The sequence below is a fragment of the Halpernia frigidisoli genome, assembly GCF_900113805.1.
In the GTDB taxonomy this organism is placed as follows: domain Bacteria; phylum Bacteroidota; class Bacteroidia; order Flavobacteriales; family Weeksellaceae; genus Halpernia; species Halpernia frigidisoli.
The window spans coordinates 150,398-172,170 of record NZ_FOQT01000004.1 but is presented as its reverse complement, the minus strand read 5'-3'; the positions used below and the strand labels follow the sequence as shown (position 1 = coordinate 172,170).

General features: G+C 33.6%; 20 protein-coding genes, 1 tRNA gene and 1 pseudogene. 15 read left to right on the top strand and 7 right to left on the bottom strand.

The window, feature by feature from the left end; translation table 11 throughout:
• The first annotated feature begins 47 nt into the window (after window positions 1-47).
• The gene (locus BM238_RS11080) at window positions 48-347 is read left to right on the top strand and encodes a thioredoxin family protein (RefSeq protein WP_090080825.1); all 300 of its coding nucleotides are present in this window, start codon (window positions 48-50) and stop codon (window positions 345-347) included.
• Between the two features lie 19 nt (window positions 348-366).
• Here BM238_RS11080 and BM238_RS11075 read toward each other — a convergent pair whose 3' ends face one another.
• Window positions 367-1,161: a DUF2797 domain-containing protein gene (locus BM238_RS11075; protein WP_090080821.1), complete on the bottom strand. Its 795-nt coding sequence runs from the start codon at window positions 1,159-1,161 to the stop codon at window positions 367-369.
• A gap of 106 nt (window positions 1,162-1,267) precedes the next feature.
• On the opposite strand from BM238_RS11075, the gene BM238_RS11070 reads away from it, so the two are divergent.
• From BM238_RS11070 to msrA, 9 genes are all read left to right on the top strand, one after another.
• The gene (locus BM238_RS11070) at window positions 1,268-1,471 is read left to right on the top strand and encodes a hypothetical protein (protein WP_090080819.1); all 204 of its coding nucleotides are present in this window, start codon (window positions 1,268-1,270) and stop codon (window positions 1,469-1,471) included.
• Window positions 1,468-1,842, top strand: coding sequence for a type II toxin-antitoxin system VapC family toxin (locus BM238_RS11065; protein ID WP_090080815.1), 375 nt, complete (start codon window positions 1,468-1,470; stop codon window positions 1,840-1,842). The genes BM238_RS11070 and BM238_RS11065 overlap by 4 nt, the downstream gene beginning before the upstream one ends.
• A complete protein-coding gene (locus BM238_RS11060) occupies window positions 1,843-2,871 on the top strand; it encodes a GDP-mannose 4,6-dehydratase (RefSeq protein WP_090080812.1) in 1,029 nt (342 codons plus the stop codon). It begins immediately after the preceding gene.
• A gap of 106 nt (window positions 2,872-2,977) precedes the next feature.
• A complete protein-coding gene (locus BM238_RS11055) occupies window positions 2,978-3,199 on the top strand; it encodes a DUF2795 domain-containing protein (protein WP_090080809.1) in 222 nt (73 codons plus the stop codon).
• 102 nt (window positions 3,200-3,301) lie between these two features.
• Window positions 3,302-6,373, top strand: a complete 3,072-nt coding sequence (secA, locus tag BM238_RS11050) for a preprotein translocase subunit SecA (protein WP_090080807.1) — start codon at window positions 3,302-3,304, stop codon at window positions 6,371-6,373.
• A gap of 137 nt (window positions 6,374-6,510) precedes the next feature.
• Window positions 6,511-8,667, top strand: a complete 2,157-nt coding sequence (locus tag BM238_RS11045) for a TonB-dependent siderophore receptor (protein ID WP_090080804.1) — start codon at window positions 6,511-6,513, stop codon at window positions 8,665-8,667.
• A gap of 309 nt (window positions 8,668-8,976) precedes the next feature.
• Window positions 8,977-10,224 carry a PepSY-associated TM helix domain-containing protein gene (locus BM238_RS11040; protein WP_090080801.1) on the top strand — a complete coding sequence of 416 codons (1,248 nt, stop codon included), beginning with the start codon at window positions 8,977-8,979 and terminating at the stop codon, window positions 10,222-10,224.
• Between the two features lie 84 nt (window positions 10,225-10,308).
• Window positions 10,309-11,307, top strand: coding sequence for an ROK family protein (locus BM238_RS11035; RefSeq protein WP_090080799.1), 999 nt, complete (start codon window positions 10,309-10,311; stop codon window positions 11,305-11,307).
• A gap of 106 nt (window positions 11,308-11,413) precedes the next feature.
• Entirely contained in the window at window positions 11,414-12,064 is a 651-nt protein-coding gene (gene msrA, locus BM238_RS11030; protein WP_090080796.1) for a peptide-methionine (S)-S-oxide reductase MsrA, read from the top strand.
• Between the two features lie 58 nt (window positions 12,065-12,122).
• Here the strand turns inward: msrA and BM238_RS11025 are convergent, their stop codons facing one another.
• Window positions 12,123-12,470 (bottom strand): hypothetical protein, encoded by a 348-nt coding sequence (locus tag BM238_RS11025; RefSeq protein ID WP_090080794.1) that lies wholly within the window; start codon window positions 12,468-12,470, stop codon window positions 12,123-12,125.
• 333 nt (window positions 12,471-12,803) lie between these two features.
• Between BM238_RS11025 and BM238_RS11020 the strand changes: the two genes are divergently transcribed.
• Window positions 12,804-13,205 (top strand): hypothetical protein, encoded by a 402-nt coding sequence (locus BM238_RS11020; RefSeq protein ID WP_143093381.1) that lies wholly within the window; start codon window positions 12,804-12,806, stop codon window positions 13,203-13,205.
• Between the two features lie 121 nt (window positions 13,206-13,326).
• A complete protein-coding gene (guaB, locus tag BM238_RS11015; RefSeq protein ID WP_090080789.1) occupies window positions 13,327-14,787 on the top strand; it encodes an IMP dehydrogenase in 1,461 nt (486 codons plus the stop codon).
• 156 nt (window positions 14,788-14,943) lie between these two features.
• Here the strand turns inward: guaB and BM238_RS11010 are convergent, their stop codons facing one another.
• Window positions 14,944-15,708, bottom strand: a complete 765-nt coding sequence (locus BM238_RS11010; protein WP_090080786.1) for an amidohydrolase — start codon at window positions 15,706-15,708, stop codon at window positions 14,944-14,946.
• A 111-nt stretch (window positions 15,709-15,819) separates the two neighbouring features.
• Here BM238_RS11010 and BM238_RS11005 point away from each other — a divergent pair, with 111 nt between their 5' ends.
• The 3 genes from BM238_RS11005 (at window position 15,820) to BM238_RS10995 (ending at window position 17,831) form a co-directional block, all read left to right on the top strand.
• Window positions 15,820-16,263, top strand: a complete 444-nt coding sequence (locus BM238_RS11005) for a DUF6646 family protein (protein ID WP_090080783.1) — start codon at window positions 15,820-15,822, stop codon at window positions 16,261-16,263.
• Window positions 16,264-16,364: 101 nt separating this feature from the next.
• Window positions 16,365-17,684 (top strand): RIP metalloprotease RseP, encoded by a 1,320-nt coding sequence (gene rseP / locus BM238_RS11000; RefSeq protein WP_090080780.1) that lies wholly within the window; start codon window positions 16,365-16,367, stop codon window positions 17,682-17,684.
• Window positions 17,685-17,757: 73 nt separating this feature from the next.
• Window positions 17,758-17,831: transfer RNA gene (locus BM238_RS10995), tRNA-Asn, on the top strand.
• Between the two features lie 353 nt (window positions 17,832-18,184).
• Here the strand turns inward: BM238_RS10995 and BM238_RS14675 are convergent.
• The 4 genes and pseudogenes from BM238_RS14675 to BM238_RS10975 all read right to left on the bottom strand — a co-directional run bounded on the left by BM238_RS14675 (window position 18,185) and on the right by BM238_RS10975 (window position 21,007).
• Window positions 18,185-19,375, bottom strand: a pseudogene (locus tag BM238_RS14675) (DUF3570 domain-containing protein).
• Window positions 19,376-19,405: 30 nt separating this feature from the next.
• A complete protein-coding gene (locus tag BM238_RS10985; RefSeq protein WP_090080777.1) occupies window positions 19,406-19,636 on the bottom strand; it encodes a DUF4266 domain-containing protein in 231 nt (76 codons plus the stop codon).
• The gene (locus tag BM238_RS10980; RefSeq protein WP_090080774.1) at window positions 19,633-20,559 is read right to left on the bottom strand and encodes an FAD:protein FMN transferase; all 927 of its coding nucleotides are present in this window, start codon (window positions 20,557-20,559) and stop codon (window positions 19,633-19,635) included. The genes BM238_RS10985 and BM238_RS10980 overlap by 4 nt, the downstream gene beginning before the upstream one ends.
• A gap of 7 nt (window positions 20,560-20,566) precedes the next feature.
• Window positions 20,567-21,007 (bottom strand): thioredoxin family protein, encoded by a 441-nt coding sequence (locus BM238_RS10975; RefSeq protein ID WP_090080771.1) that lies wholly within the window; start codon window positions 21,005-21,007, stop codon window positions 20,567-20,569.
• Window positions 21,008-21,773: the final 766 nt, after the last annotated feature.

The window sequence follows — 21,773 nt, the reverse complement described above, 5'->3', positions numbered from 1 at the left end:
CAGAAAATCTATCCTCTATTCGTCTATTATCTAAAATATATATCAAAATGTCAGCAAAATTTCAAGAACTTATACAATCTGAACGTCCGGTTTTAATTGACTTTTTCGCCGTTTGGTGCGGTCCGTGCAAAGTGCAGTCTTCAGTTTTAAATACTGTGAAAGAAAATATTGGCGAAAAAGCCAGAATAATAAAGATTGATATTGATCAATATCCCTCTATTGCCGCGCAATATGGCGTTCGTGGTGTTCCGACTTTAGCGGTTTTTAAAAATGGGGAATTATTGTATAAAGAAAGTGGCGTGCATGATGTGAATCGGTTGACGGGAGTTTTAGAGAAGTTTATGTAACTATTAAAATTTAATTTTATTACTCCACCTCCATTTCCACAACATAACCTTCATGTCCTCTCACATTGATAAAATTTCCACCCTCAAAATAAAGATATTGCCCTTTTATGCCTTTTAAAACCCCTTCAAATTCCGGGTTTTTATCTAAAGTAAATGATGTGATTTTTTCCGGCGCTTCGTAAGGGAAATCCAAGCGCTCAACGTGGCCTTCGTCAAAATAAAAATTTTTAAAATCTTCAGGGAAATATTCCTTTACTCTTTCTCTGAAATCTTTTAAATCCAAGTCGTCTTCAAAATCGTCCTGCAGCATTTTTCGCCAGTTGGTTTTATCTGCAAAATGTTCCTTCATCGCGACTTCTATCATTCCGGCTTCGTAACGGTTTTCTGTACGTGCAATTTCCAAAGCGAAAGTGGCGCCCTGATCGATCCATCTTGTCGGGATTTGAGATTCCCGCGTAACCCCCACTTTTACATCGCCCGTGTAAGCCAGATAAACAACGTGCGGTTTTAATTGAATGCTTTCTTCAACGGCTAAATCACGTTCGCCAATTCCTAAATGTGCAGTGGAAAGTTCTGGACGGATAATTGTGTCACTTGCAAATGGTGATTCAAAAAAACAGTTTTTGCAAAATCCCATGCGGTAAACTTTTTGATTCTTCCCACAATTCACGCAGGAATATCCAATATGTTTCAGGCTGATTTTTTTATTAAATAACTGATTCATGTGAATTATATCGCCAGAAAGATTGAGGTAATATTGAATGGGTTTTCCATTTTCAGTGATCATTTTTAAGATTTGCCCGGAGAATTGCATTTGAATAATTTTTGTAAAAATAAGGAATAATTTATTGCTTTGAAAGCAAATCAAGTCTTTGTAAATATCTAATGAAAAGCGCTATATTTGTGTAAATATTCGTAAAATGACAGAAATAATTTTAAAGAGTAATCTGCCAAAAAGTAAACTTGACGCGCTTTTGAATTTCTTAAAAACATTTGATGTTACGGTAGAAATTAAAGAAAGTAAAAAAAAGAATATCAAAAAATTTCCTTTCACAATAGGAATTTGGGAAGATTATGACATTACCGGAAAAGAATTAAGAGAAAAGTCGTGGACGAGAAAATGATAATCATTGACACCAATATAATTATTGAGATTTATAAACGGAATGAAGAAATTATTTCAACTGTAGAAAAATTAGATTTTGATCGTATTTGTATTTCAGACATTACAGTATCCGAGTTATATTTTGGCGCAAGAAATTCTAAAGAACTCAATTTTATTCAAAAAGATTTACAGAAATTTCAACACTATTCAGTAAATGAACAAATTCCTAAAAAAGCGGTCGATTTAGCTCATAAATTTTCACTTTCTCATAAACTTTCACTAGGTGATTCTTATATCGCTGCAACAACTCTGCATTTTGATTTTGAATTATTTACTTTGAATAAAAAAGATTTCAAATATATCGAAAATTTAAAATTATTTAATTTTTAAATGAATTATCTCGTAACAGGCGGCAGCGGTTTTATCGGTTCTCATTTAATAGAAAACCTACTTAAAAAAGGACATTATGTCATTAACATTGACAATTTTGATGATTTTTATAACTATCAAATTAAAGTAAAAAATACTTTAGAATCGGTCGGTAAATCTGTAGATTTCGATTTTTCCGATAAACTTTCTGATATTCAAAAACTTCAATCTGAAGTAAATTCCGATAAATATCAACTTCATTTTCAGGATATTAGAGATTATGAAGGTTTGGAAAAAATATTTAAATCAAATAAAATTGATTTTATCATACACCTTGCCGCTTTAGCTGGCGTTCGACCTTCAATTGAAAAGCCTTTAGAATACCAGGAAGTTAATATTAAAGGAACGCAAAATCTTTTTGAACTTTGTAATAAATATAATATTAAAAAGTTCGTCTGCGCTTCCTCTTCCAGTGTTTACGGAAATAATAAGAAAATTCCTTTCTCAGAAACTGATAATGTAGATAATCCGATTTCACCTTACGCGGCAACGAAAAAATGCGGTGAAATAATCGGTCACGCTTATCATTCTTTGTACAATATTGATATGATTCAGTTGCGGTTTTTCACGGTTTACGGACCGCGACAAAGACCAGATCTGGCGATTCATAAGTTTTGTAAATTGATGGCAAATAATGAGGAAATTCCTTTTTTTGGCGATGGTTCTACGGCGAGAGATTATACTTTTATTGACGATATTATTGACGGCGTTTTAAAATCAATTCAATATTTAGAGGTAAATGAAAACGTTTACGAAATTATCAATCTAGGTGAAAGTGAAGTCATTACATTAGAGGAAATGATCGCCACTTTAGAAAATGCTTTAAATTTAAAAGCAAAAATAAATAAACTTCCTATGCAGCAGGGCGATGTACAAAGAACAAATGCTGATATAGCCAAAGCCAGGAAACTTTTGGGGTACGAGCCACAGACTAACTTCCAAAATGGCATAAAAATCTTCGTGGAATGGTTTTTGAGAAATCGCTCTTGATTTTAAAGGAAATAATTTGATTTTAAACTCAAAGTTTATTGAAAATCAGGCACAAAAAACTTTTTTATGTCGTCTAATTTTCTATTTTTGCAAAAAATTATATATTATGTATTGGACATTAGAATTGGCCTCATATTTAAGCGACGCTCCTTGGCCGATGACCAAAGCTGAACTGATAGATTACGCGATCCGCACCGGAGCGCCTATGGAAGTTGTAGAAAACCTTCAGGCTATCGAAGACGAAGGTGAGATCTACGAAAGTATCGAAGAAGTTTGGGCAGATTACCCAACAGACGATGATTTTCTCTGGAACGAAGACGAGTACTAAGATCAGACGCATTCTGCAGCCTGCTTTCTGCTTTTGCGTTTTACTTTAAAAGCAATTAATAACCAATTAAAATTATTTTTTTGGTTTCAAGATTTATAAAATATGGATGTTTTAAGTAAGGTTCTGAAAAGTTTTTTGGGCGATAAAAATGCCAAAGATCTTAAGGAAGTAAGAAAAGTTTTAAAGAAAATAAAATCGGTTGAGCCGGAAATTCAGGAACTCTCTGATGATGGTATTCGTGCAAAAACAGCTGAGTTTAAAGAAAAAATTAAAGCGGCGACAGCGCAGTTTACTTCCCAGATAGATGCTACAAAAGAACTTATAAAAAGTACTACGAATGTAGATGAAAAAGAAGCTTTTTACACCAAAATTGAAAATCTTAAAAAAGAATCTTACGAAGTAGAAGAAAAAGTTTTAGGAGAGATTTTACCTGAAGCTTTTGTAGTTATAAAAGAAACATCACGAAGATTAGCTCAAAACAGCGAAATACGCGTGACGGCAAATGACCGTGATAAAGAATTGGCAGCAATAAAAGATTTCGTTCGAATTGAAGGCGATCAAGCGGTTTGGTTAAACGAATGGGACGCTGCGGGAACGCCGATTAAATGGGATATGGTGCATTACGATGTACAATTTATAGGTGGTATTGTTCTGCACTCCGGAAAAATTGCTGAAATGGCAACTGGTGAAGGAAAAACTTTAGTTGGAACTTTACCTATTTATTTAAATGCCCTTACTGAAAGAGGTGTTCACGTTGTGACGGTCAATGATTATTTGGCAAGACGTGACAGCGCGTGGATGGGTCCAATTTATGAATTCCACGGTATGTCAATCGATTGTATTGATAATCATCAGCCAAATTCAGATTCGCGCAGAAAAGCTTATGGTTCCAGCATTACGTATGGTACAAATAACGAATTTGGTTTTGATTATTTGAGAGATAATATGGTGACTTCACCAGGAGAATTGGTTCAAGGTGAATTAAATTTTGCAATTGTGGATGAGGTTGATTCCGTTTTAGTTGATGATGCAAGAACGCCGTTAATAATCTCCGGACCGGTTCCACAAGGTGATCGCCAGGAATTTGATATGCTAAAACCGAGTGTTGATAGAATTGTTGGCATTCAGAAGAAAACAGTTTCAGCGTTATTTGCAGAAGCGAAAAAATTAATTGACAACGGTAAAACTAAAGAAGGCGGTTTCAAATTATTACAGGCATACAGAGGTTTACCTAAAACACGTCCTTTAATTAAATATCTTTCAGAAAGTGGTCATAGAGCACTTTTACAAAAAACTGAAGCACAATATATGCAGGATAACAATCGCGATATGCCGATTGTTGACCAGGATTTATATTTCGTAATCGACGAAAAAAATAACCAGATCGATCTAACCGATAAAGGTGTAGAATATATGTCTGCTGGAAATGAAGATCATAATTTCTTCGTTTTAAATGATATTGCAACTGAATTAGCAGATCTTGAAAATAAAAATTTAAGCAAAGACGAAGAATTCGAAGCCAAAGAAGAATTGTTCCGTGAATTTGGAATTAAATCTGAAAGAATCCATACTTTAAACCAATTATTAAAAGCCTACACATTATTTGAAAAAGATGATGAATATGTTGTAATTGACGGCGAAGTGAAAATTGTAGATGAATCTACAGGCCGTATCATGGAAGGAAGACGTTATTCTGACGGACTTCACCAGGCGATCGAGGCTAAAGAAAATGTAAAAATTGAAGCAGCAACCCAAACTTTCGCTACAGTTACACTACAGAATTATTTCCGTATGTATAATAAACTGGCGGGAATGACTGGAACGGCGGAAACTGAGGCCGGCGAACTTTGGGAAATTTATAAATTGGATGTGGTTGTAATTCCTACTAACAGACCAATTGTTCGTGATGACAGACAAGATCTCGTTTACAAAACCAACCGTGAGAAATATGCAGCAGTTATTGAAGAAATAGAAAGATTAAGTTCTGCTGGAAGACCAATTTTGGTGGGAACAACTTCTGTTGAAATTTCGCAGTTATTGTCAAAAGCATTGCAATTAAGAAAAATTCAACACAATGTTTTAAATGCAAAACTTCACGCTAGAGAAGCGGAAATCGTAGCAATGGCAGGTGGACCTGGTGTTGTGACGATTGCGACAAATATGGCAGGACGTGGAACTGACATTAAATTACAAGGCGAAGTGAAAGCAAACGGCGGTTTGGCAATTGTTGGAACTGAGCGTCACGATTCCCGTCGTGTTGACAGACAACTTCGTGGTCGTGCCGGAAGACAAGGTGATCCGGGAAGTTCCCAGTTTTACGTGTCTTTGGAAGATAACTTGATGCGTCTTTTTGGTTCGGAAAGAATCGCCAAAATGATGGACAGAATGGGTCATAAAGAAGGTGAAGTGATTCAACATTCAATGATCTCAAAATCTATTGAAAGAGCGCAGAAAAAAGTTGAGGAAAACAATTTCGGTATCCGTAAAAGATTGCTGGAATACGATGATGTCATGAACAAACAACGTGACGTTATTTACAAACGTCGTAAAAACGCCTTGTTTGGTGATCACTTAAAGTATGATATTTCAAATATGATCTTTGACGTGTCTCAAAGTATTGTTACAAAAGGGAAAAATACAAATAACTTCAAAGATTTTGAGTTTGAAATAATTAAATATTTCACGATGGAATCGCCTGTTTCTGAGGATGAATTTAAAGGAAAACAAATCCCGGAATTGACAAATATTTTATTTGATGCAGCACAAAAAGATTACGATCAAAGGCTTCAGCTTTTGAAGGAAAAATCATTCCCGATTATTGAAAATGTGTTTAAAACACAAGGTTCAATGTTTAAAATGATTCAGGTTCCTTTTACGGATGGTATTAAAACGATGACCATTGTGACGGATCTTAAAGAAGCACACGATACAAACTGTGATACTTTGATTAATGATTTTGAGAAAAACATCTCACTTTCCATTATCGATGAAAACTGGAAATTGCATTTAAGAGAAATGGATGATCTTCGTCGTTCTGCTCAGGGCGCGGTTTACGAGCAAAAAGATCCTTTGGTAATTTACAAACAGGAATCTTTCCATCTTTTCAGCGAAATGGTAGAAAATGTGAATAAGGAAATTATTTCTTTCTTATATAAAGGTGAAATTCCTGCGTAAAAGATTACACTTGATTTAAATAATAAACCGGCTTTCTTTAGCCGGTTTTTTTTTATGTGAAAATTCTATGAAATTTATCATATTCTTATTTAGAATAATTAAAAATAACATACTTTTGTTGAATAATTAAACTAAACATGAAGAAGACATCAATCTCAATCGCTCTTTTAGCGGGAATTTTAATCTACGCACAAAAAACTGATACATTAAAATCAAGTAACATAGATGAAGTAATCATCAATTCTGTCATAAAAAAAGACAGCGATTATTCCAATAAAATGCCTTTAAAAACCATTGAAGATCCGCAGGTTCTATCTTCCGTAAGTAAAACGGTTTTGCAAAATCAATCTATTTTCACAGTTGATGATGCTTATAGAAATGTAACTGGCTTGCAAAAAATGTGGACAGCTACAAGCAGAGCGGGCGACGGTGGTTCATTTGTTGTTTTGAGAGGATTCAGTTCTAATAATTCTTTACGAAACGGTTTGGTTTCACCGGTGACAACTACTATTGATGCGATCAACATAGAAAAACTTGAAGTTTTAAAAGGACCTTCCGGAACACTTTACGGAAGTAATGTCGCTTCGTATGGCGGAATTATCAACAGGATCACAAAAAAACCTTTCCAAAGTTTTGCCGGAGAAGCAAGTCTAATTGGTGGAAGTTATAATTTCTACAGAGTTCAAGCTGATGTAAATGCACCAATTACTAAAGATAAAAAACTTCTTTTTAGAGTAAACACCGCTTACACAAACACTGGAACGTTTCAAAAAACAAATTCTAAAAATACGTACACTGCTTTTACGCCATCTTTAACTTATAACGCGAGCGATAAACTTCAGTTCAATTTAGAATATGAAAGATATGATACGCGAGCAATTGGTGAACAGTTTTTCTTTTATCTTTCTCCAACGACTTTAAACGGGATCAATAATATGAGAGATCTGGAAAAAGCAGGTTTAAATTATAAAGAATCTTACACCGGCAACAATTTATACACGACTGCAAGAGTTAATAATATTTTCGGTCAAATCAATTACAAAATAAACGATCATATAAAATCTTCAACTAATATTAATAATTCTAAAAGTTATTCTGACGGCGCAAGTCCTTATTTTTCCGTTAATTATAATAATGCAAGTCATTTATACAGAGTTTCAAGATTTGATCAAAGCACGAGAGGAAGTAAAAGTTCCTATTTTCAGGTTCAGCAGAATTTTAATTTTGATTACAATTTCGCGAACGGCATGAGAAACAGAACTGTTGCCGGTTTTGATTTTCTTCAGACACAATTAAGACAGCGTTACGTTTACTTAAATAATCCTTTTGAATTGGTTTCGCCCGCAGTTCGTGGTGATAACTACTCAAATTTTAACGGAACAACTCTGGCTGCTGCTTATAATATCCCGGGAAATACGGGGATTTATAATGTTGACGCAGACACAAATACTTACAGCGGTTATATTTCTAATGTTTTCACGCCGGTTGCAGGTTTAAATTTAGTTCTTGGTGCGCGTTACGAAAGCAATGATTTTAAAGGTGGCTCCGTATTTTTTCAGGAAACAAAACCTTACAATCAATCTGCATTTTCCCCAAAAGCAGGAATCGTTTATGAGATCGTAAAAGATAAGTTTTCAGTTTTCGGAAATTATCAAAATAGTTTTAAAAGCAACGGTTATTACACGACAAATGTTGCGGGAAACATCGCGTTGTCAGATCCCGAAAGAGCAAATCAGTTTGAAGGTGGTTTTAAAACAAATTTAATTAACGGAAAAGTAAACGCAACGGTAAGTTATTACGATATTAAAGTAAAAAACAGTTTACAGGGAACAGGCCAATTCACCTCATCTTTTCAATCAGTTCAAACACAGGCGGGAAAAATTGAAAGTAAAGGTGTAGAACTGGAAGTCAATGCTTATTTAGTAAAAGGATTTTCAGTAATTGGCGGCATCGCTTATAACGATTCAAAAGATTTAAGCACAGGACTAAGACCTGTGAATTCCGGCTCAAAATGGCTGACCAATTTTAATGCAAGTTACCAGTTTCTTGATGGCAGTTTAAAAGGTTTAGGTTTTGGCGTTGGCGGAAATACAGCGAGTGAAAATAATGTGACCGGAGATTTTTTCCTTCCAAAATTTGTGGTTTTAAACGCCAATGCTTTTTATGATTCCAAAAAATTCAGAATCGGCGCAAAGGTTGACAATTTCACCAATGAACATTACTGGACGGGCTTTACAACGGCAAATCCGCAACAATTAATAAACGTAACCGGAACTTTTGCTTATAAATTTTAGAGATAATTGATATTAGATTTTTCATTAAAGTTGGTCGGTTTTACACTTGCCAACTTTTTAAAATTAAAATAATTATTTTATCTGGGCAGCAATTTGACTTCGTCGAATATTAAACTATTATTTTTTTATGGCAGACATTTCCGCCTTCCGTTCCCAAAACGAGGAACGAGTTTCGATGATTCAAATAAAAATAAATAAAAAAATAGAATCAATTTTTTTTTTTAAATGCAAAAAAAAGGAGTTCCACTCAAGTCGGGCTGCGAAAGTTTGCATATCATAAAATATTATTCATCAATAAAAGTATAAATAATGACCAAAATAAAGAAAATTACTAAAAAATCAGAATTCAAAAAATGGATCGGAAAACTACATCTTTGGTTTGGTCTTGGGATCGGTTTTCTTATTTTTATTATTTCAATTACCGGTTCGCTTTATGTTTTTAAAGATGAGATAGAAAACTATACTTTAAAGGAAATAATTTACCACCATGAGCAAAATATTAATCAGAAAAAAGTATTGCCTTTAAGTGTTTTAGAAAAGAAAATTAACGGTCAAACCAACGAAAAGTATCCAATTCACTGGGTAAATGTTCCTTTAGACAAAACCAGATCTTACCAGTTTTTTTGGTACGAACACAATGAAAAAGCCTGGAATTATTTTCAGGAATACCCTGTTTACAAATCTGCTTACGTCAATCCTTACACGGGAAAAGTTTTAGGAACATATGATATTAAAAATGGCTTTTTTAATATCGTTAAAATGATCCACTGGAGTTATCTTTTAAAGGAAAGTTGGGGAAAATATCTCACAGGAATTCCGGTAATAATTTTTATTTTCATGTCAATTTCAGGAATAATTCTTTGGTGGCCAAAAAACAAAGCCGCCCGAAAACAGCGCTTCAAATTCAACTGGAAAAATGTAACATCGTGGAAAAGAAAAAACTACGATCTTCATAATATTTTAGGGTTTTACGCATCAATTTTTGGTTTAATAATGAGCATTACAGGTTTGTTTTACGCATTTTTCGTCATTCAGGCTTTCATCTATTTTACGTTTTCCGGAGGAAAAACTGTTTATCCGGATTTTTCTAAAATCACCACGACAGCGCGCATTACAGAGAAAACACCATTTACAATTGATAAAATTTCAAATACAATTCAAAAACTTTATCCCAATTCCTACGCCTACAGTTTAGATCTCGGACATCCGCATATTGATGATCACGAACATCCAAATTATTCCGTATTTGTGCAGCACCTTTCCTACTCTTACCATAAAAACAGCAGTTTAATTTTCGACGAAAATTCCGGAAAACTTTTACACAAATATGATGACATTGATAAAAATTTTGGTGAAAAAACGGTTGCCGCAAATTACGATATTCACGTCGGCGCAATTTTAGGTTTACCAACAAAAATTATAGCATTTATAGGAAGCTTGATGATCGCATCTTTGCCCGTCACAGGATTTCTAATTTGGTGTGGGAAAAGAAAAAAATCTAAAAATAAAAACGTTCTCCATTATCACAGAAAATCATTTTTAGAAAAAGATTGTTAAGAAGAATATAAAATTTAAAAAAATCTGTGGTATTATTATTTTAATATTAAATTTTCATTAAATTTAGCTCTTTAAAATAAACACATGTCATTAGTAAACTTATCTAAACAGATCGCTTTGGGAATTGATATTGGCGGCACCAATACTAAATTTGGTCTTGTCAATCACCGTGGTGAAATTCTCGAACGCGGTTATCTTAAAACAGATAAATTTGAACATGTAGAAGATTTTATTGAGGAACTGCACAAAATTGTGAAACCCCATTTAGATAAATATTGCTTAGACGGGGAATTTTACGGAATTGGTGTCGGCGCACCAAATGCTAATTATTATAAAGGTACGATTGAGCAGGCACCTAATTTACGGTGGAAAGGCGTTGTTCCTTTCTCAGAAATCATGTCAAAAAAATTCGGTGTTCAATGTAAAATCACCAATGATGCAAATGCCGCGGCACTCGGTGAAATGATGTATGGCGCAGCACGCGGTATGAAAGATTTTATCATGATGACTTTGGGAACCGGCGTAGGTAGCGGCATTGTCTGTGGTGGTAATTTAATCTATGGTCATGATGGCTTTGCTGGCGAATTGGGACATACTATCATCAAACCAAACGGCAGAAAACATTGGAGCACTGGCTCAGAAGGCTCTTTGGAAGCTTACGCATCTGCAACCGGAATCGCAATCACGGCGAAAAAATTTCGTGCAGAATTTCCGGATTCTATGCTTAACGAATATCCTGAAGAAAAAATAAATTCTAAAACAGTTCATGAATGTGCGATAAAAGGTGACCCAACTGCAATCGAGGTTTTTAGATATACTGGACAAAAATTAGGTGAAGCTTTGGCAAATTTCGTGATGTTTTCTTCACCGGAAGCTATTTTACTTTTTGGCGGCGTGATAAAGGCTGGTGATTTTATTTTAAAACCAACGAAGCGCCACATGGAACACAATCTTCTGCCTATTTTCCGCGGAAAAGTAAAACTTGTTTTCAGTGAACTTGACGAAGCTGATGCTGCCATCTTAGGCGCGAGTGCTTTGGTATGGGAAAACAGTTCTGTACAAATGTCAAAAATAAATACCTGATTTTTAACACTTAAATTTCTATTAGCACAATACTTGTTTAACGACTAAGCTCAAACTTTTTACTCTAAAAAGTCGTAAATAACAGTATTAATAATTAAAATTTAAGATGAAAAAATTCCTTACGATCGTAATGGCTTTTCTCCTGGTATCCTGCAACGGTCAGGGAAAAGAAGCCGCTTCTAAGATGGCGGTAGAAAAAATAGACAAATCTAATTTAGAATATGTTACAATCGGCGGCGGTTGCTTCTGGTGCGTGCAAACAACTTTTCAAATGCTAAAAGGCGTGGATTCAGTGGTTTCTGGTTATTCCGGAGGTTTTAAAGCTAATCCAACTTATGAAGAAGTTTCCAGCGGCGATACAGGTCACGCCGAAACAGTGAGAATTGGTTTCGATCCAAAAATTATTTCTTATCAAAAATTAATGGACGTATTTTTCTTCCTTCATGATCCTACCCAACTTAACCGTCAAGGAAATGATGTCGGAACCCAATACAGATCTGTGGTTTTTTACAAAGATGAAGCTCAGAAAAAAGAAACCTTGGCGGCAGAAAAAGTTTCCGAAGCTTCCGGAAGATGGAAAGGTAAATATGTAACTCAGGTTGTTCCTTTTGAAAAATTCTGGCCGGCAGAAACTTATCACCAGGATTATTACAATCAAAATCCAACTCAACCTTATTGCAGCGCAGTTGTTGGACCGGAAATCGCAAGATTTAAAGAACATTACGGAAAATTAGGCTGGCTAAAACCTAATTCTTAAAAACGAAAAAGAGACTTCATTTTGAAGTCTCTTTTTTTATCTAAAATTTAAAAAAATTTTACTCTTGAAAATTATATTCATCACTTTCATTTATTGAAATATTCCTTAGAAATTCATCAAATTTATCTCCTGGATAATTGCTTTCTGCGCCATAAGAATCAATGATCATTCCGCGGTTATCTTCATGATCTACAGCAACATACAATACTGCATTATCATCTGGATTACTGTCTCCTTCGAAACGGTAACTTCTTAAGATCGTAAGTTCAGAAGGTTCATAATTTTTATCAGAATTCGTCAGGCGCATTTCACCTTCATCATTCATTCTGTACTCTTTCACCACGCCTTTTTGCGCTAATTTATTCATCACCTGACTCAGTGTCAACATCGGTTTTGGCTTTTCCATAATAGTTATATTTTTTTTGAAAGAGCAAAGTCTATTCCAAGCAAGAAGATAATTTATTTTAAAGTTTTTTGAAGCTATTTCCTGCTATCCGCTATATCTTTTTTTGCCGACGCTTAGAACAGTAATTAGAAATTTCCCCCTAGCAAAAAAAGGATGCCGCTTCTATCAGGGCTATTTTTAAAAAGGGTCTCAAAATTGAAATTTATTTTTTAAATTTAAAATTCCGATTTCACATTTGAATCTTCAACACTAACAAAAATTTAAAAAACAATGATTTTAAAAAAACTTTATCTCGCAGCCTTCATAACCTGTCTAATGATCAGTTGCCAAAAAATGTCATCAAACAAACAACAAACTTCGCCAAAAAAAGAAGAAATAACTGCAATCGAACTTTCCAGATATGGTGGACAATTGGGATATTTCGGTACTTTAAAATTTACAAAAGACAGTATTATTCAAACTGTTTTAGTCGGAACGAAAAGTGATAAAGTAACAAAAACAGGCAAAAAAATTTCAAAAGGAGACTGGCAGAATATCAGCAACTCTTTTCGCTTAGAAGATTTTAAAAAAGTAAAAAGTGGAAGCAGCAATATGGCATTTGACGGCACCGACACAAAAATTAAAATAACAACAGCAAACACGTCTGATTCTATTATCAACGGCGATCAGGATAAAGAAAATTTTAAAAAAATCGAAAAATTAAACCAAACGCTCGAAACGTTTTGGACAAATTAGTATAAAATTTAAATTAAATTATTTATTGCTTTTAACTACCTGAAATAAGGGTAAAAAAACATTATTTGAAAAAACATTTTCGTATTCTTTTAAAATACTTTAATTTTGTCAGAAAGTAAAGATGTCTATTCACAGCAAAATCGTAGAGACAGCCATCACTTTTGATGACGTCCTTCTTATTCCATCATTTTCTGAAGTTTTACCTTCACAAGTTTCCTTAAAATCACGACTTTCCGATAAAATTACGCTTAATGTGCCCATAGTTTCCGCAGCAATGGACACAGTCACCGAAGCAGAAATGGCAATTGCTTTGGCAAGAGTTGGTGGTTTGGGATTTATTCATAAAAACATGACCATCGAGGAACAGGCGGCGGAAGTAAACCGCGTGAAGCGATCTGAAAACGGAATGATTTCCGATCCAGTTACTTTATCAAAAGACCATACCTTGAAAGATGCGAAGGAATTAATGGAAAATTTTAAAATTTCCGGTTTACCTGTCGTGGATTCTGACAATAAATTAATTGGCATCATTACCAACCGAGATGTTAAATATCAGGAAAACCTCGGTATGAAAGTAGAAGAGTTAATGACGAAAGATCATATTATTACTTCTGATAAACATGCTACTTTAGAAACTGCCAAACAAATTTTACTGGAAAACAGAATAGAAAAATTACCAATTGTAGATGCTGAAAATAAATTAGTTGGTTTAATTACCATAAAAGATATTGATAACCAATTAGAGTATCCTGATGCGAATAAAGATGAAAAAGGAAGATTGATTGTCGGCGCAGGCGTGGGAATTGGTGACGATACCATTGAAAGAGTTCAGGCATTAGTTAATGTTGGTGTTGATATTATCGCGGTAGATTCTGCTCATGGACATTCAATTGGAGTTTTAAATAAAGTAAAAGAAATTCGCGCTACTTTCCCAGATTTAGATATTGTCGGTGGTAATATCGTGACTGCAGAAGCCGCAGAAGATTTAATAAAAGCAGGGGCAAATATTTTAAAAGTAGGCGTTGGTCCGGGCTCTATTTGCACGACTAGAGTTGTTGCCGGAGTTGGAGTTCCACAACTTTCTGCTATTTACAATGTTTATGAAAAAGCCAAAGAATATAACGTTGCAGTAATTGCAGATGGCGGAATAAAATTATCGGGTGATATTGTAAAAGCTATTGCAAGTGGCGCAAATGCTGTGATGCTCGGTTCGCTATTAGCCGGAACTGACGAAGCACCGGGTGAAGAGATTTTATTACAAGGGAGAAAATTCAAATCTTACCAGGGAATGGGAAGTTTGGCAGCAATGAAACGAGGCGGAAAAGAACGCTATTTTCAAAGTGAAGCCAAAAAATTTGTACCTGAAGGTATCGAAGGACGCGTGCCGCACAAAGGCAAATTACAGGAAGTTATCTTTCAATTAACCGGCGGTTTGCGTGCAGGAATGGGTTATTGCGGAACAAAAAATATTGAAAGTTTACAAAATGATTCTAAAATGGTACAAATAACCGGAAATGGTTTGAAAGAATCTCATCCGCATGATGTAATTATCACTCAAGAAGCGCCGAACTATTCTTTGTAAAAAATTGAATAACCTTAACTAACTTAAAAATATGGAATCAACTGAAGCTTTCTCTCCTGGTCTATTTGTAATTCAAACTATTTCCTTTCTTATTCTTATTACAGCAATCTATTTTTGTTTTAGATTATTTAAATATTTGATTAAAAGTAAAAAAAATTAAAACTTAAGCTCAAAATCATCACCATCTTTTAAAAATGGAAATTTTTGTCTAAAATTCTGAAGATCATTTAAATCTAAATCAACAGAAATAATTTGATTTAAAACATTAGAAATTATTTTACCTTCTGCATCAAAACAATAAGAAGAACTTTCGGGATATTTTAAATTATTTCCATCTATTCCAATTCTGTTTAAGCCAAAAACAAAAGATTGGTTTTCAATAGCGCGTGCTTTTAGTAAAGTTTCCCAAGCAGAAATTCTGGATTCCGGCCAGTTTGACACATATAAAATTAAATCAAAATCATTCTTATTTCGGGAAAAAACAGGAAATCTTAAATCGTAACAAACCTGAAGTAAAATCCTGAAACCCTTAAAATTTATAATTTTTCGGGAATCACCTTTTGAGTAAATTTTATCCTCACCAGAATAAGAAAATAAATGTCTTTTATCATAAAAATCAACTTCGCCGTTTGGTTTTACAAAGTACATTCTATTATAAAATTTCCCATTTTCTTGAACGGAAGCACTGCCAGAAAATGCTGCCTCCTTCTTATTGGCGATGTTTTTTAACCAATTTAAGGATTGGTCACTTTGATCTGCAATTTCTTCAGCGTCCATACAAAACCCCGTGGAAAACATCTCTGGTAAAAGAAAAAGATCTGCATTTTCATTTTCTAAAAGTTTTTCTATTTGATGAAAATTTGCTTCTTTATCCTTCCAGCTAATGTCAAATTCCAATGCTTTTATTTTCAAATTATTCATCTGTAAATATAATTAAAGTTAATAAAATATTAACAATTTTAACAAATTATTAGTCTTTGGACTAATTTTTGCTAATGATGAAAAATAATAACATTTATAAAAGTTTTAATTATGAAAAAATTAATTTTAGTCTGCACACTTTTCTTTGCAGCATCAATGGCAAATGCTCAAGCGTGGAGCGGTAAGGGAGATCAAAAAATCCAGGTTGGTTTAAGTGGTTTAGGCTACGGAACAGGGGTTGTTGGGACTTACGATTACGGCTTGTCGAAAATCATTTCACTTGGTGTTGGTGCAAACATTTTCTTTGATCATAATAATAATAAATACCAAGATGACGATTTCGCAGTTTTTGGACGTTTAAATTTTCACTTGCAGCAACCATTAGGCTTGCCGTCTAAATGGGACATTTATCCTGGTATCGATTTAGGAGTTTTAGGTAAAAACGGTACATATATCGGTGCTCACATTGGTGCAAGATATTACTTCAACCAAAACATCGGTATTTATCTTGAAGCAGGAAATAACGGAAGCATTGGTGTTTCTTTCAACCTGTAAGATTTAAAAATCAAAATATTAAAGACCTTCATTTTGAAGGTCTTTTTTTGTTTGGCAACCTTCGCAGAATGCTTATATTTGCAATCTTATTATAAAAATCAATGACTTTAATACAACTTTTTCAGTTTATTCTCAGTATTTCAATACTTGTTATTTTACACGAATTAGGGCATTTTCTGCCTGCCAAATGGTTTAAATGTAAAGTAGAAAAATTTTATCTCTTTTTTGATCCTGGTTTTTCAATTTTAAAAAAGAAAATTGGCGAAACTGAATATGGCATCGGCTGGCTACCTCTTGGTGGCTATGTAAAAATTGCCGGAATGGTAGATGAAAGTATGGATAAAGAGCAACTTGCACTTCCACCGCAGCCATGGGAATTTCGCAGTAAACCGGCGTGGCAGAGATTGATTATTATGCTTGGTGGTGTTACTATCAATTTTTTATTGGCTTGGACTATTTATGGCTCACTAAGTTATTTTAATGGTGAAACATCATTTGATACCACCAAGATAAAAGCCCCGATGAATTATTCTGCATCTGCAAAAGCTATGGGATTTAAAGATGGTGATAAAATAATAGCTGTTGACGGAAAATCTCAAACTGATTTGGATAAACTCTCTTTGGATATTTTATTAAGTGATAAGATTACTGTTTTGAGATCTGGACAAAATTTCACATTTAATACCAATGATGATGGAAAAGCTTTGGCATTAGCAGAAGAAAATCCGCGAGGTTTTCTTTCACCGAGACAACCTGCAATTGTAGATACTATTATAAATCCTAAAGCAAGTGCTTCTGGTTTAAGAGTAAACGACCAATTCATTTCTTTTAATAATGAAAAAATAGAATTTTACGATCAGCTTCAAAATAATATTTCAAAAAATGCAGGAAAAAACGTGAATGCCGAAGTTCTGAGAAATGGACGACCAATTCAACTTATATTGCCTGTGTCAAAAGATGGAACATTAGGTATTGCATCATACAAATTTCTACAAAATTTTGTAGAAACTAAACATTTTACCATTCCACAAGCCGTCGGAAGAGGTTTTAATAGAAGTATTGAAAGTTTAACTTATCAGGTGAAACAGTTTAAACTCATTTTTAACAAAAAAGTACAGGGTTATAAAAAAGTTTCTGGTCCGATTGGCATAATCAAGATGATGCCTACGAAGTTTGATTGGGTACGTTTTTGGAGTTTTACGGCAATGTTCTCCGTTTGGCTCGCATTTCTTAATTTAATTCCTATTCCTGGTTTAGATGGTGGACATGTTGTTTTTACGCTTTGGGAAATGATCACAGGAAAGCCTGTACCGCAGAAAGTTTTGGAAAATGCCCAAATGATCGGCGTGATATTTTTGATCGCTTTAATGGCGCTGATCTTCGGAAGTGACATCGTAAAATGGATCACAGGAAAATTTTAAAAATATTTTAAAAATATTTGGTGTTTATTATAAAACGTTTTATATTTGCACCACGTTAAAAACGACGTAACCTTCCTCTTTAGCTCAGTTGGTTAGAGCATCTGACTGTTAATCAGAGGGTCCTTGGTTCGAGCCCAAGAAGAGGAGCGAAGGTAATCAACCACTTACATTTTTGTAGGTGGTTTTTTTGTGTTTAATAGCTAATAAATCTTCAAGAAAAAACTAAAAAGCAATCAATTTAATTGATTGCTTTTTAAAAATTTAATCGTTTCCGGTATTTATTTTTTTTAAAAGTTCCGTTATAAAGCAGAAATCTCAAACTACAAATATCCCAATTTCTAAATTTTCATTTTTAAACTTTTTTAAATCTTAAAATCTATATTTTTAATTTCTAATAAAGAGAAGTGAAGTAAGTCTTTAAAAAATGTGAATTTAATGCGTTAGAATAAGATTAAATTTAAATACTTGAGTAAATCCTAACTTCCAACTAATTAATAATTTTACTTAAATCTTAAATTCAATGAAATAATATCCGATTTCATCCCGATAGATTTCGTGTAATGGCCGTATCTCACTTCAAGCATATTCAAACGTTCAACTCCAAATAATCCATTTTTTGGACTGATGCGAATTCCTGCGCCGTAAAAATTACTGTTAAAAGTAGAAACATCATAATTGCTGGTGTAAAAATCATCAAAAGCCGTATGTTGCTGATAAGGCGCAAAATATTTCGTTCCTGTTTGAGAATAAAATCTGTAAAAAGGCGCCACAGATACAAAAGGCGAAATTTTTACCGGCGTTTCTATATTAAAAGTATTTGATCTTAAACCCCAACTGTCGGTGTAATAACGATAATAACTTCTTAAAATAAATTTATCACCAAAAAAATAATTGGCTCTGATTCCCAAAGGAATTTTAAATCTTTTGTCTGGTAAATTTTCCTGATGCACAGAATTATCATTAAAATAAACACGGTGAAATGGCAAACTTAAATATCCGGTCTGCTGCACTGCATCGCCAATTAATTCTATCTGAAAGTTTTTATTAATGATTTAAGAATACGACAAAGAGACAGCGTAAGTATTTCTGCCGCTTGTTCCGTAGTTTTCGTGATCTCCACCACCAGAATTTCCAGTTCGCAATTCTATGGGTTTAATTAAAGTAACCTGATCGACATAAGCCTGAAATTTCGCAGTCAATTCGCCCATTTTATTCTTTGTCTTTTGGGAAATTCCGACATTTGCACCAATCGACTGGTAATCAAATTCTGTGGAAAAAGAAACACCGCCGAAAAGCGTAGTTCCTGTTTTCTCATTTTCTCTACTCCATTCAAGACTTGGATAAAATCTTGTATCTGCGCTGGATGCAGAAGAATTCGCTTTTAAATCGATTTGATCAGACGACGCGGAACTGTAATGATCTACCGCAACATCCAAAGTATATTTATTTTTTCGTAATTTTTTATCATAATTAACCAACGTAACATTGATGGAATTTGAAATATCATCCAGTTTTTCCGATCCAATTCCACCAGTTACGGCTGAATTATTCCCATCCTGTTTATAGTAACTGGAAACCAGATTGATCTCATCCAGTTTCAGTTTTTTTGAAGGTTCACTTGCCGAAGTTTCCTGTGCCTGAGCACTAAAAATTGCAAAAAGTGAGAGAATACTAATGATTATTTTTTTCATTTTATTAATTTAAAAATTAGGTATCCTTAATTAATTGCAACCACAACCACCACCAACTTTACCCGCATTTGCGCCGGAGGAACCTTCGCGATAAGATTGAAAATTGAGTTCCGTCTTTTCTATTGTTCGGTTTCCGAGAACCATTTCGGCATCATTCAATTTATTTTTATCGTATTCTTTTACAACCGTGCAGGAATGCATTGTGCTAAAAGAAATCAGCGCAGAAAAAAATAATACTGCTTTTATTGTTGTTTTTTTCATTTGAAATTTATGTTTTGTGAAGAATAAATTTTGTTGTTATCATCAATGATGATGCATTCTAATTGATGAATTTGATTAACGAGATTGAGCGCGTCAGGAATTTCCATAATTCCAACCGGCGTCGCCATTGCATCGGCAATTTCTGCATTGGGACAAATCATGGTGACGCTTTTAATTCCGGAAACCGGCATTCCCGTTTTTGGGTTGATCGTATGAGAATATTTTTTACCGTCAATTATTACAAACTTTTCATAATTACCGGATGTCGCGACGGAAGTATTTGTAATATTCATGTAAGAAAAAGGAAGTTTTGCATTATCAGGATCGGCAATTCCGATCGTCCAGGGTTTTCCATCGGCTTGAGTTCCCCAGGTTGTTAAATCCCCGGCAGCATTAACAACGCCGCAAGAAATTCCATTTTGGATTAAAACTTTTTTAGCCATTTCTGCTGCATAACCTTTACCAATACCGCCAAAACCGATTCTCATTCCCGCTTCTTCTAAAAACACTGTTTTATTTTCTTTATCTAAAAGAATGTGTTTATAATTGACGAGTTTTAAATGTTCTTTAATGATTTCAGGATCAGGAAGTCGAATCATTTCTTTGTCAAAGTTCCAGAAGGTTTTATCAATTCCGCCATAAGAAATATCAAAATAGCCGTCTGTAATTTCGCTGATCCTTAAACTTCTTTCGATGAGTTCAAAAACTTCTGGATCAACTTTTACAGGTTTAATTCCCGCATTTTGATTGATCAAATTCGTCTGACTTTCTTCGTTATAAGTCGTCAATAGTTTCTCAATCCTTTGAATTTCCGAAATTGCCGATTCAATTTGTCTAAAAGCCAAGTTTTCATCATCATTTACGACGGTGATCTCAAAAATATTACCCATTAATTTCTGGGCTTTTCGAAATTCTTTTAGCATTTTCAACTTACTTCTTTTGGTAAAAAGCCAAAATTTCTTCAGAAAAATTTTTCGAATTTTCAGACGGCAAACCTTCCCAGGTTTTCAAGATTTTACCCTCGCAATTAAGAAGTAGCGTCAATGGAAATAAACCATTTGGATTGTATTTATCCGCCAAAAGCGCATTTTCTTTTTTAATTTCTGCCGACGGTTGATTTTTTTTACTTCTTGGAAAATCTGCATTTAAATAAATAAGTACATTATCCGTCGAAAGTTTTTTAAAATCTTCTGATTCAATAATATTTTTGTGCAGTTTGATACACGGAATACACCAGTCTGAGCCGGAAAAATTTAAGACAATTAATTCATTTTTTTCTGCGGCATTTTTTTTTGCCATATCAAAAGAGTTCTGTGCACTTATAGAAACAGAGAATAAAGCCAGAAAAATGGCTGTGAAGATTGTTTTCATTTAAGGTAAAATGTAATTGTAATAGTTTTTCAGATAATATATATCTGAAAATCAATAATTAAAGAAGTCGATTTTTTGAAAATTCTTTAAAATTCCGATATTTAAAATCGTTTTAAAGAAGTAAATTTCTTTAAGATAAAATTTTAGGCGGATGCCATATTGAGCCTAAAAGGCAATTGGAATATAAATTTCTTCTATTCTTAATGATATCAGATTTTACAAAAAATACATGGTTTATTTTTTTAAAATGATATGCGGAATTTAAAATTATATTAAAACCAATGTGATTCATATGAATAACAGGATGGCTTTTTCGATGTGTTTTATGATCTGATCTACCTTTTTTATTTTGAAGGTCGTTTTTTGAAAAGTGATTTTGCGTTTGTCCACAGATCTCATTTTTAACCATATTAAAACAAGTCGGTGAATTAAAAATATTCACAGAACTACCCTCTTTATTACTAGAAATAAAGATGAACCCAAAAATCATATAAAACACGAAATTTTTCACAAATTAAAATTCTGAATTAATATAAAAACGCTTTATAAATTAAAATATTATTACTTAAAACTCGCATTTTAGTTAATTTTTAGTTAAAATATTTATTCAAAATCGTCATAATATAAAAAGCATATTCTTAAAAATAATTATTTTTAAAAGAACTACAACCACATTTAAAAATTTATTAAAAATTTACTTTTTTAAATTTGGTCAATTTCCTGCTATTTTTGATTCTACTTATAAAATAATATCTTGCTAAAGTTA

Bases quoted from the DNA above. Each gene is read 5' to 3' on its own strand.
- guaB (WP_090080789.1), top strand. From the start codon at position 13,327: ATGTCTATTCACAGCAAAATCGTAGAGACAGCCATCACTTTTGATGAC.
- BM238_RS11025 (WP_090080794.1), bottom strand. From the start codon at position 12,470: ATGGAAAAGCCAAAACCGATGTTGACACTGAGTCAGGTGATGAATAAA.
- msrA (WP_090080796.1), top strand. From the start codon at position 11,414: ATGAAAAAATTCCTTACGATCGTAATGGCTTTTCTCCTGGTATCCTGC.
- BM238_RS11070 (WP_090080819.1), top strand. From the start codon at position 1,268: ATGACAGAAATAATTTTAAAGAGTAATCTGCCAAAAAGTAAACTTGAC.
- BM238_RS10975 (WP_090080771.1), bottom strand. From the start codon at position 21,007: ATGAAAACAATCTTCACAGCCATTTTTCTGGCTTTATTCTCTGTTTCT.
- BM238_RS11040 (WP_090080801.1), top strand. From the start codon at position 8,977: ATGACCAAAATAAAGAAAATTACTAAAAAATCAGAATTCAAAAAATGG.
- BM238_RS11080 (WP_090080825.1), top strand. From the start codon at position 48: ATGTCAGCAAAATTTCAAGAACTTATACAATCTGAACGTCCGGTTTTA.
- BM238_RS11055 (WP_090080809.1), top strand. From the start codon at position 2,978: ATGTATTGGACATTAGAATTGGCCTCATATTTAAGCGACGCTCCTTGG.
- BM238_RS10980 (WP_090080774.1), bottom strand. From the start codon at position 20,559: ATGCTAAAAGAATTTCGAAAAGCCCAGAAATTAATGGGTAATATTTTT.
- secA (WP_090080807.1), top strand. From the start codon at position 3,302: ATGGATGTTTTAAGTAAGGTTCTGAAAAGTTTTTTGGGCGATAAAAAT.
- BM238_RS10985 (WP_090080777.1), bottom strand. From the start codon at position 19,636: ATGAAAAAAACAACAATAAAAGCAGTATTATTTTTTTCTGCGCTGATT.
- BM238_RS11075 (WP_090080821.1), bottom strand. From the start codon at position 1,161: ATGCAATTCTCCGGGCAAATCTTAAAAATGATCACTGAAAATGGAAAA.
- rseP (WP_090080780.1), top strand. From the start codon at position 16,365: ATGACTTTAATACAACTTTTTCAGTTTATTCTCAGTATTTCAATACTT.
- BM238_RS11010 (WP_090080786.1), bottom strand. From the start codon at position 15,708: ATGAATAATTTGAAAATAAAAGCATTGGAATTTGACATTAGCTGGAAG.
- BM238_RS11045 (WP_090080804.1), top strand. From the start codon at position 6,511: ATGAAGAAGACATCAATCTCAATCGCTCTTTTAGCGGGAATTTTAATC.
- BM238_RS11020 (WP_143093381.1), top strand. From the start codon at position 12,804: ATGTCATCAAACAAACAACAAACTTCGCCAAAAAAAGAAGAAATAACT.
- BM238_RS11065 (WP_090080815.1), top strand. From the start codon at position 1,468: ATGATAATCATTGACACCAATATAATTATTGAGATTTATAAACGGAAT.
- BM238_RS11005 (WP_090080783.1), top strand. From the start codon at position 15,820: ATGAAAAAATTAATTTTAGTCTGCACACTTTTCTTTGCAGCATCAATG.
- BM238_RS11060 (WP_090080812.1), top strand. From the start codon at position 1,843: ATGAATTATCTCGTAACAGGCGGCAGCGGTTTTATCGGTTCTCATTTA.
- BM238_RS11035 (WP_090080799.1), top strand. From the start codon at position 10,309: ATGTCATTAGTAAACTTATCTAAACAGATCGCTTTGGGAATTGATATT.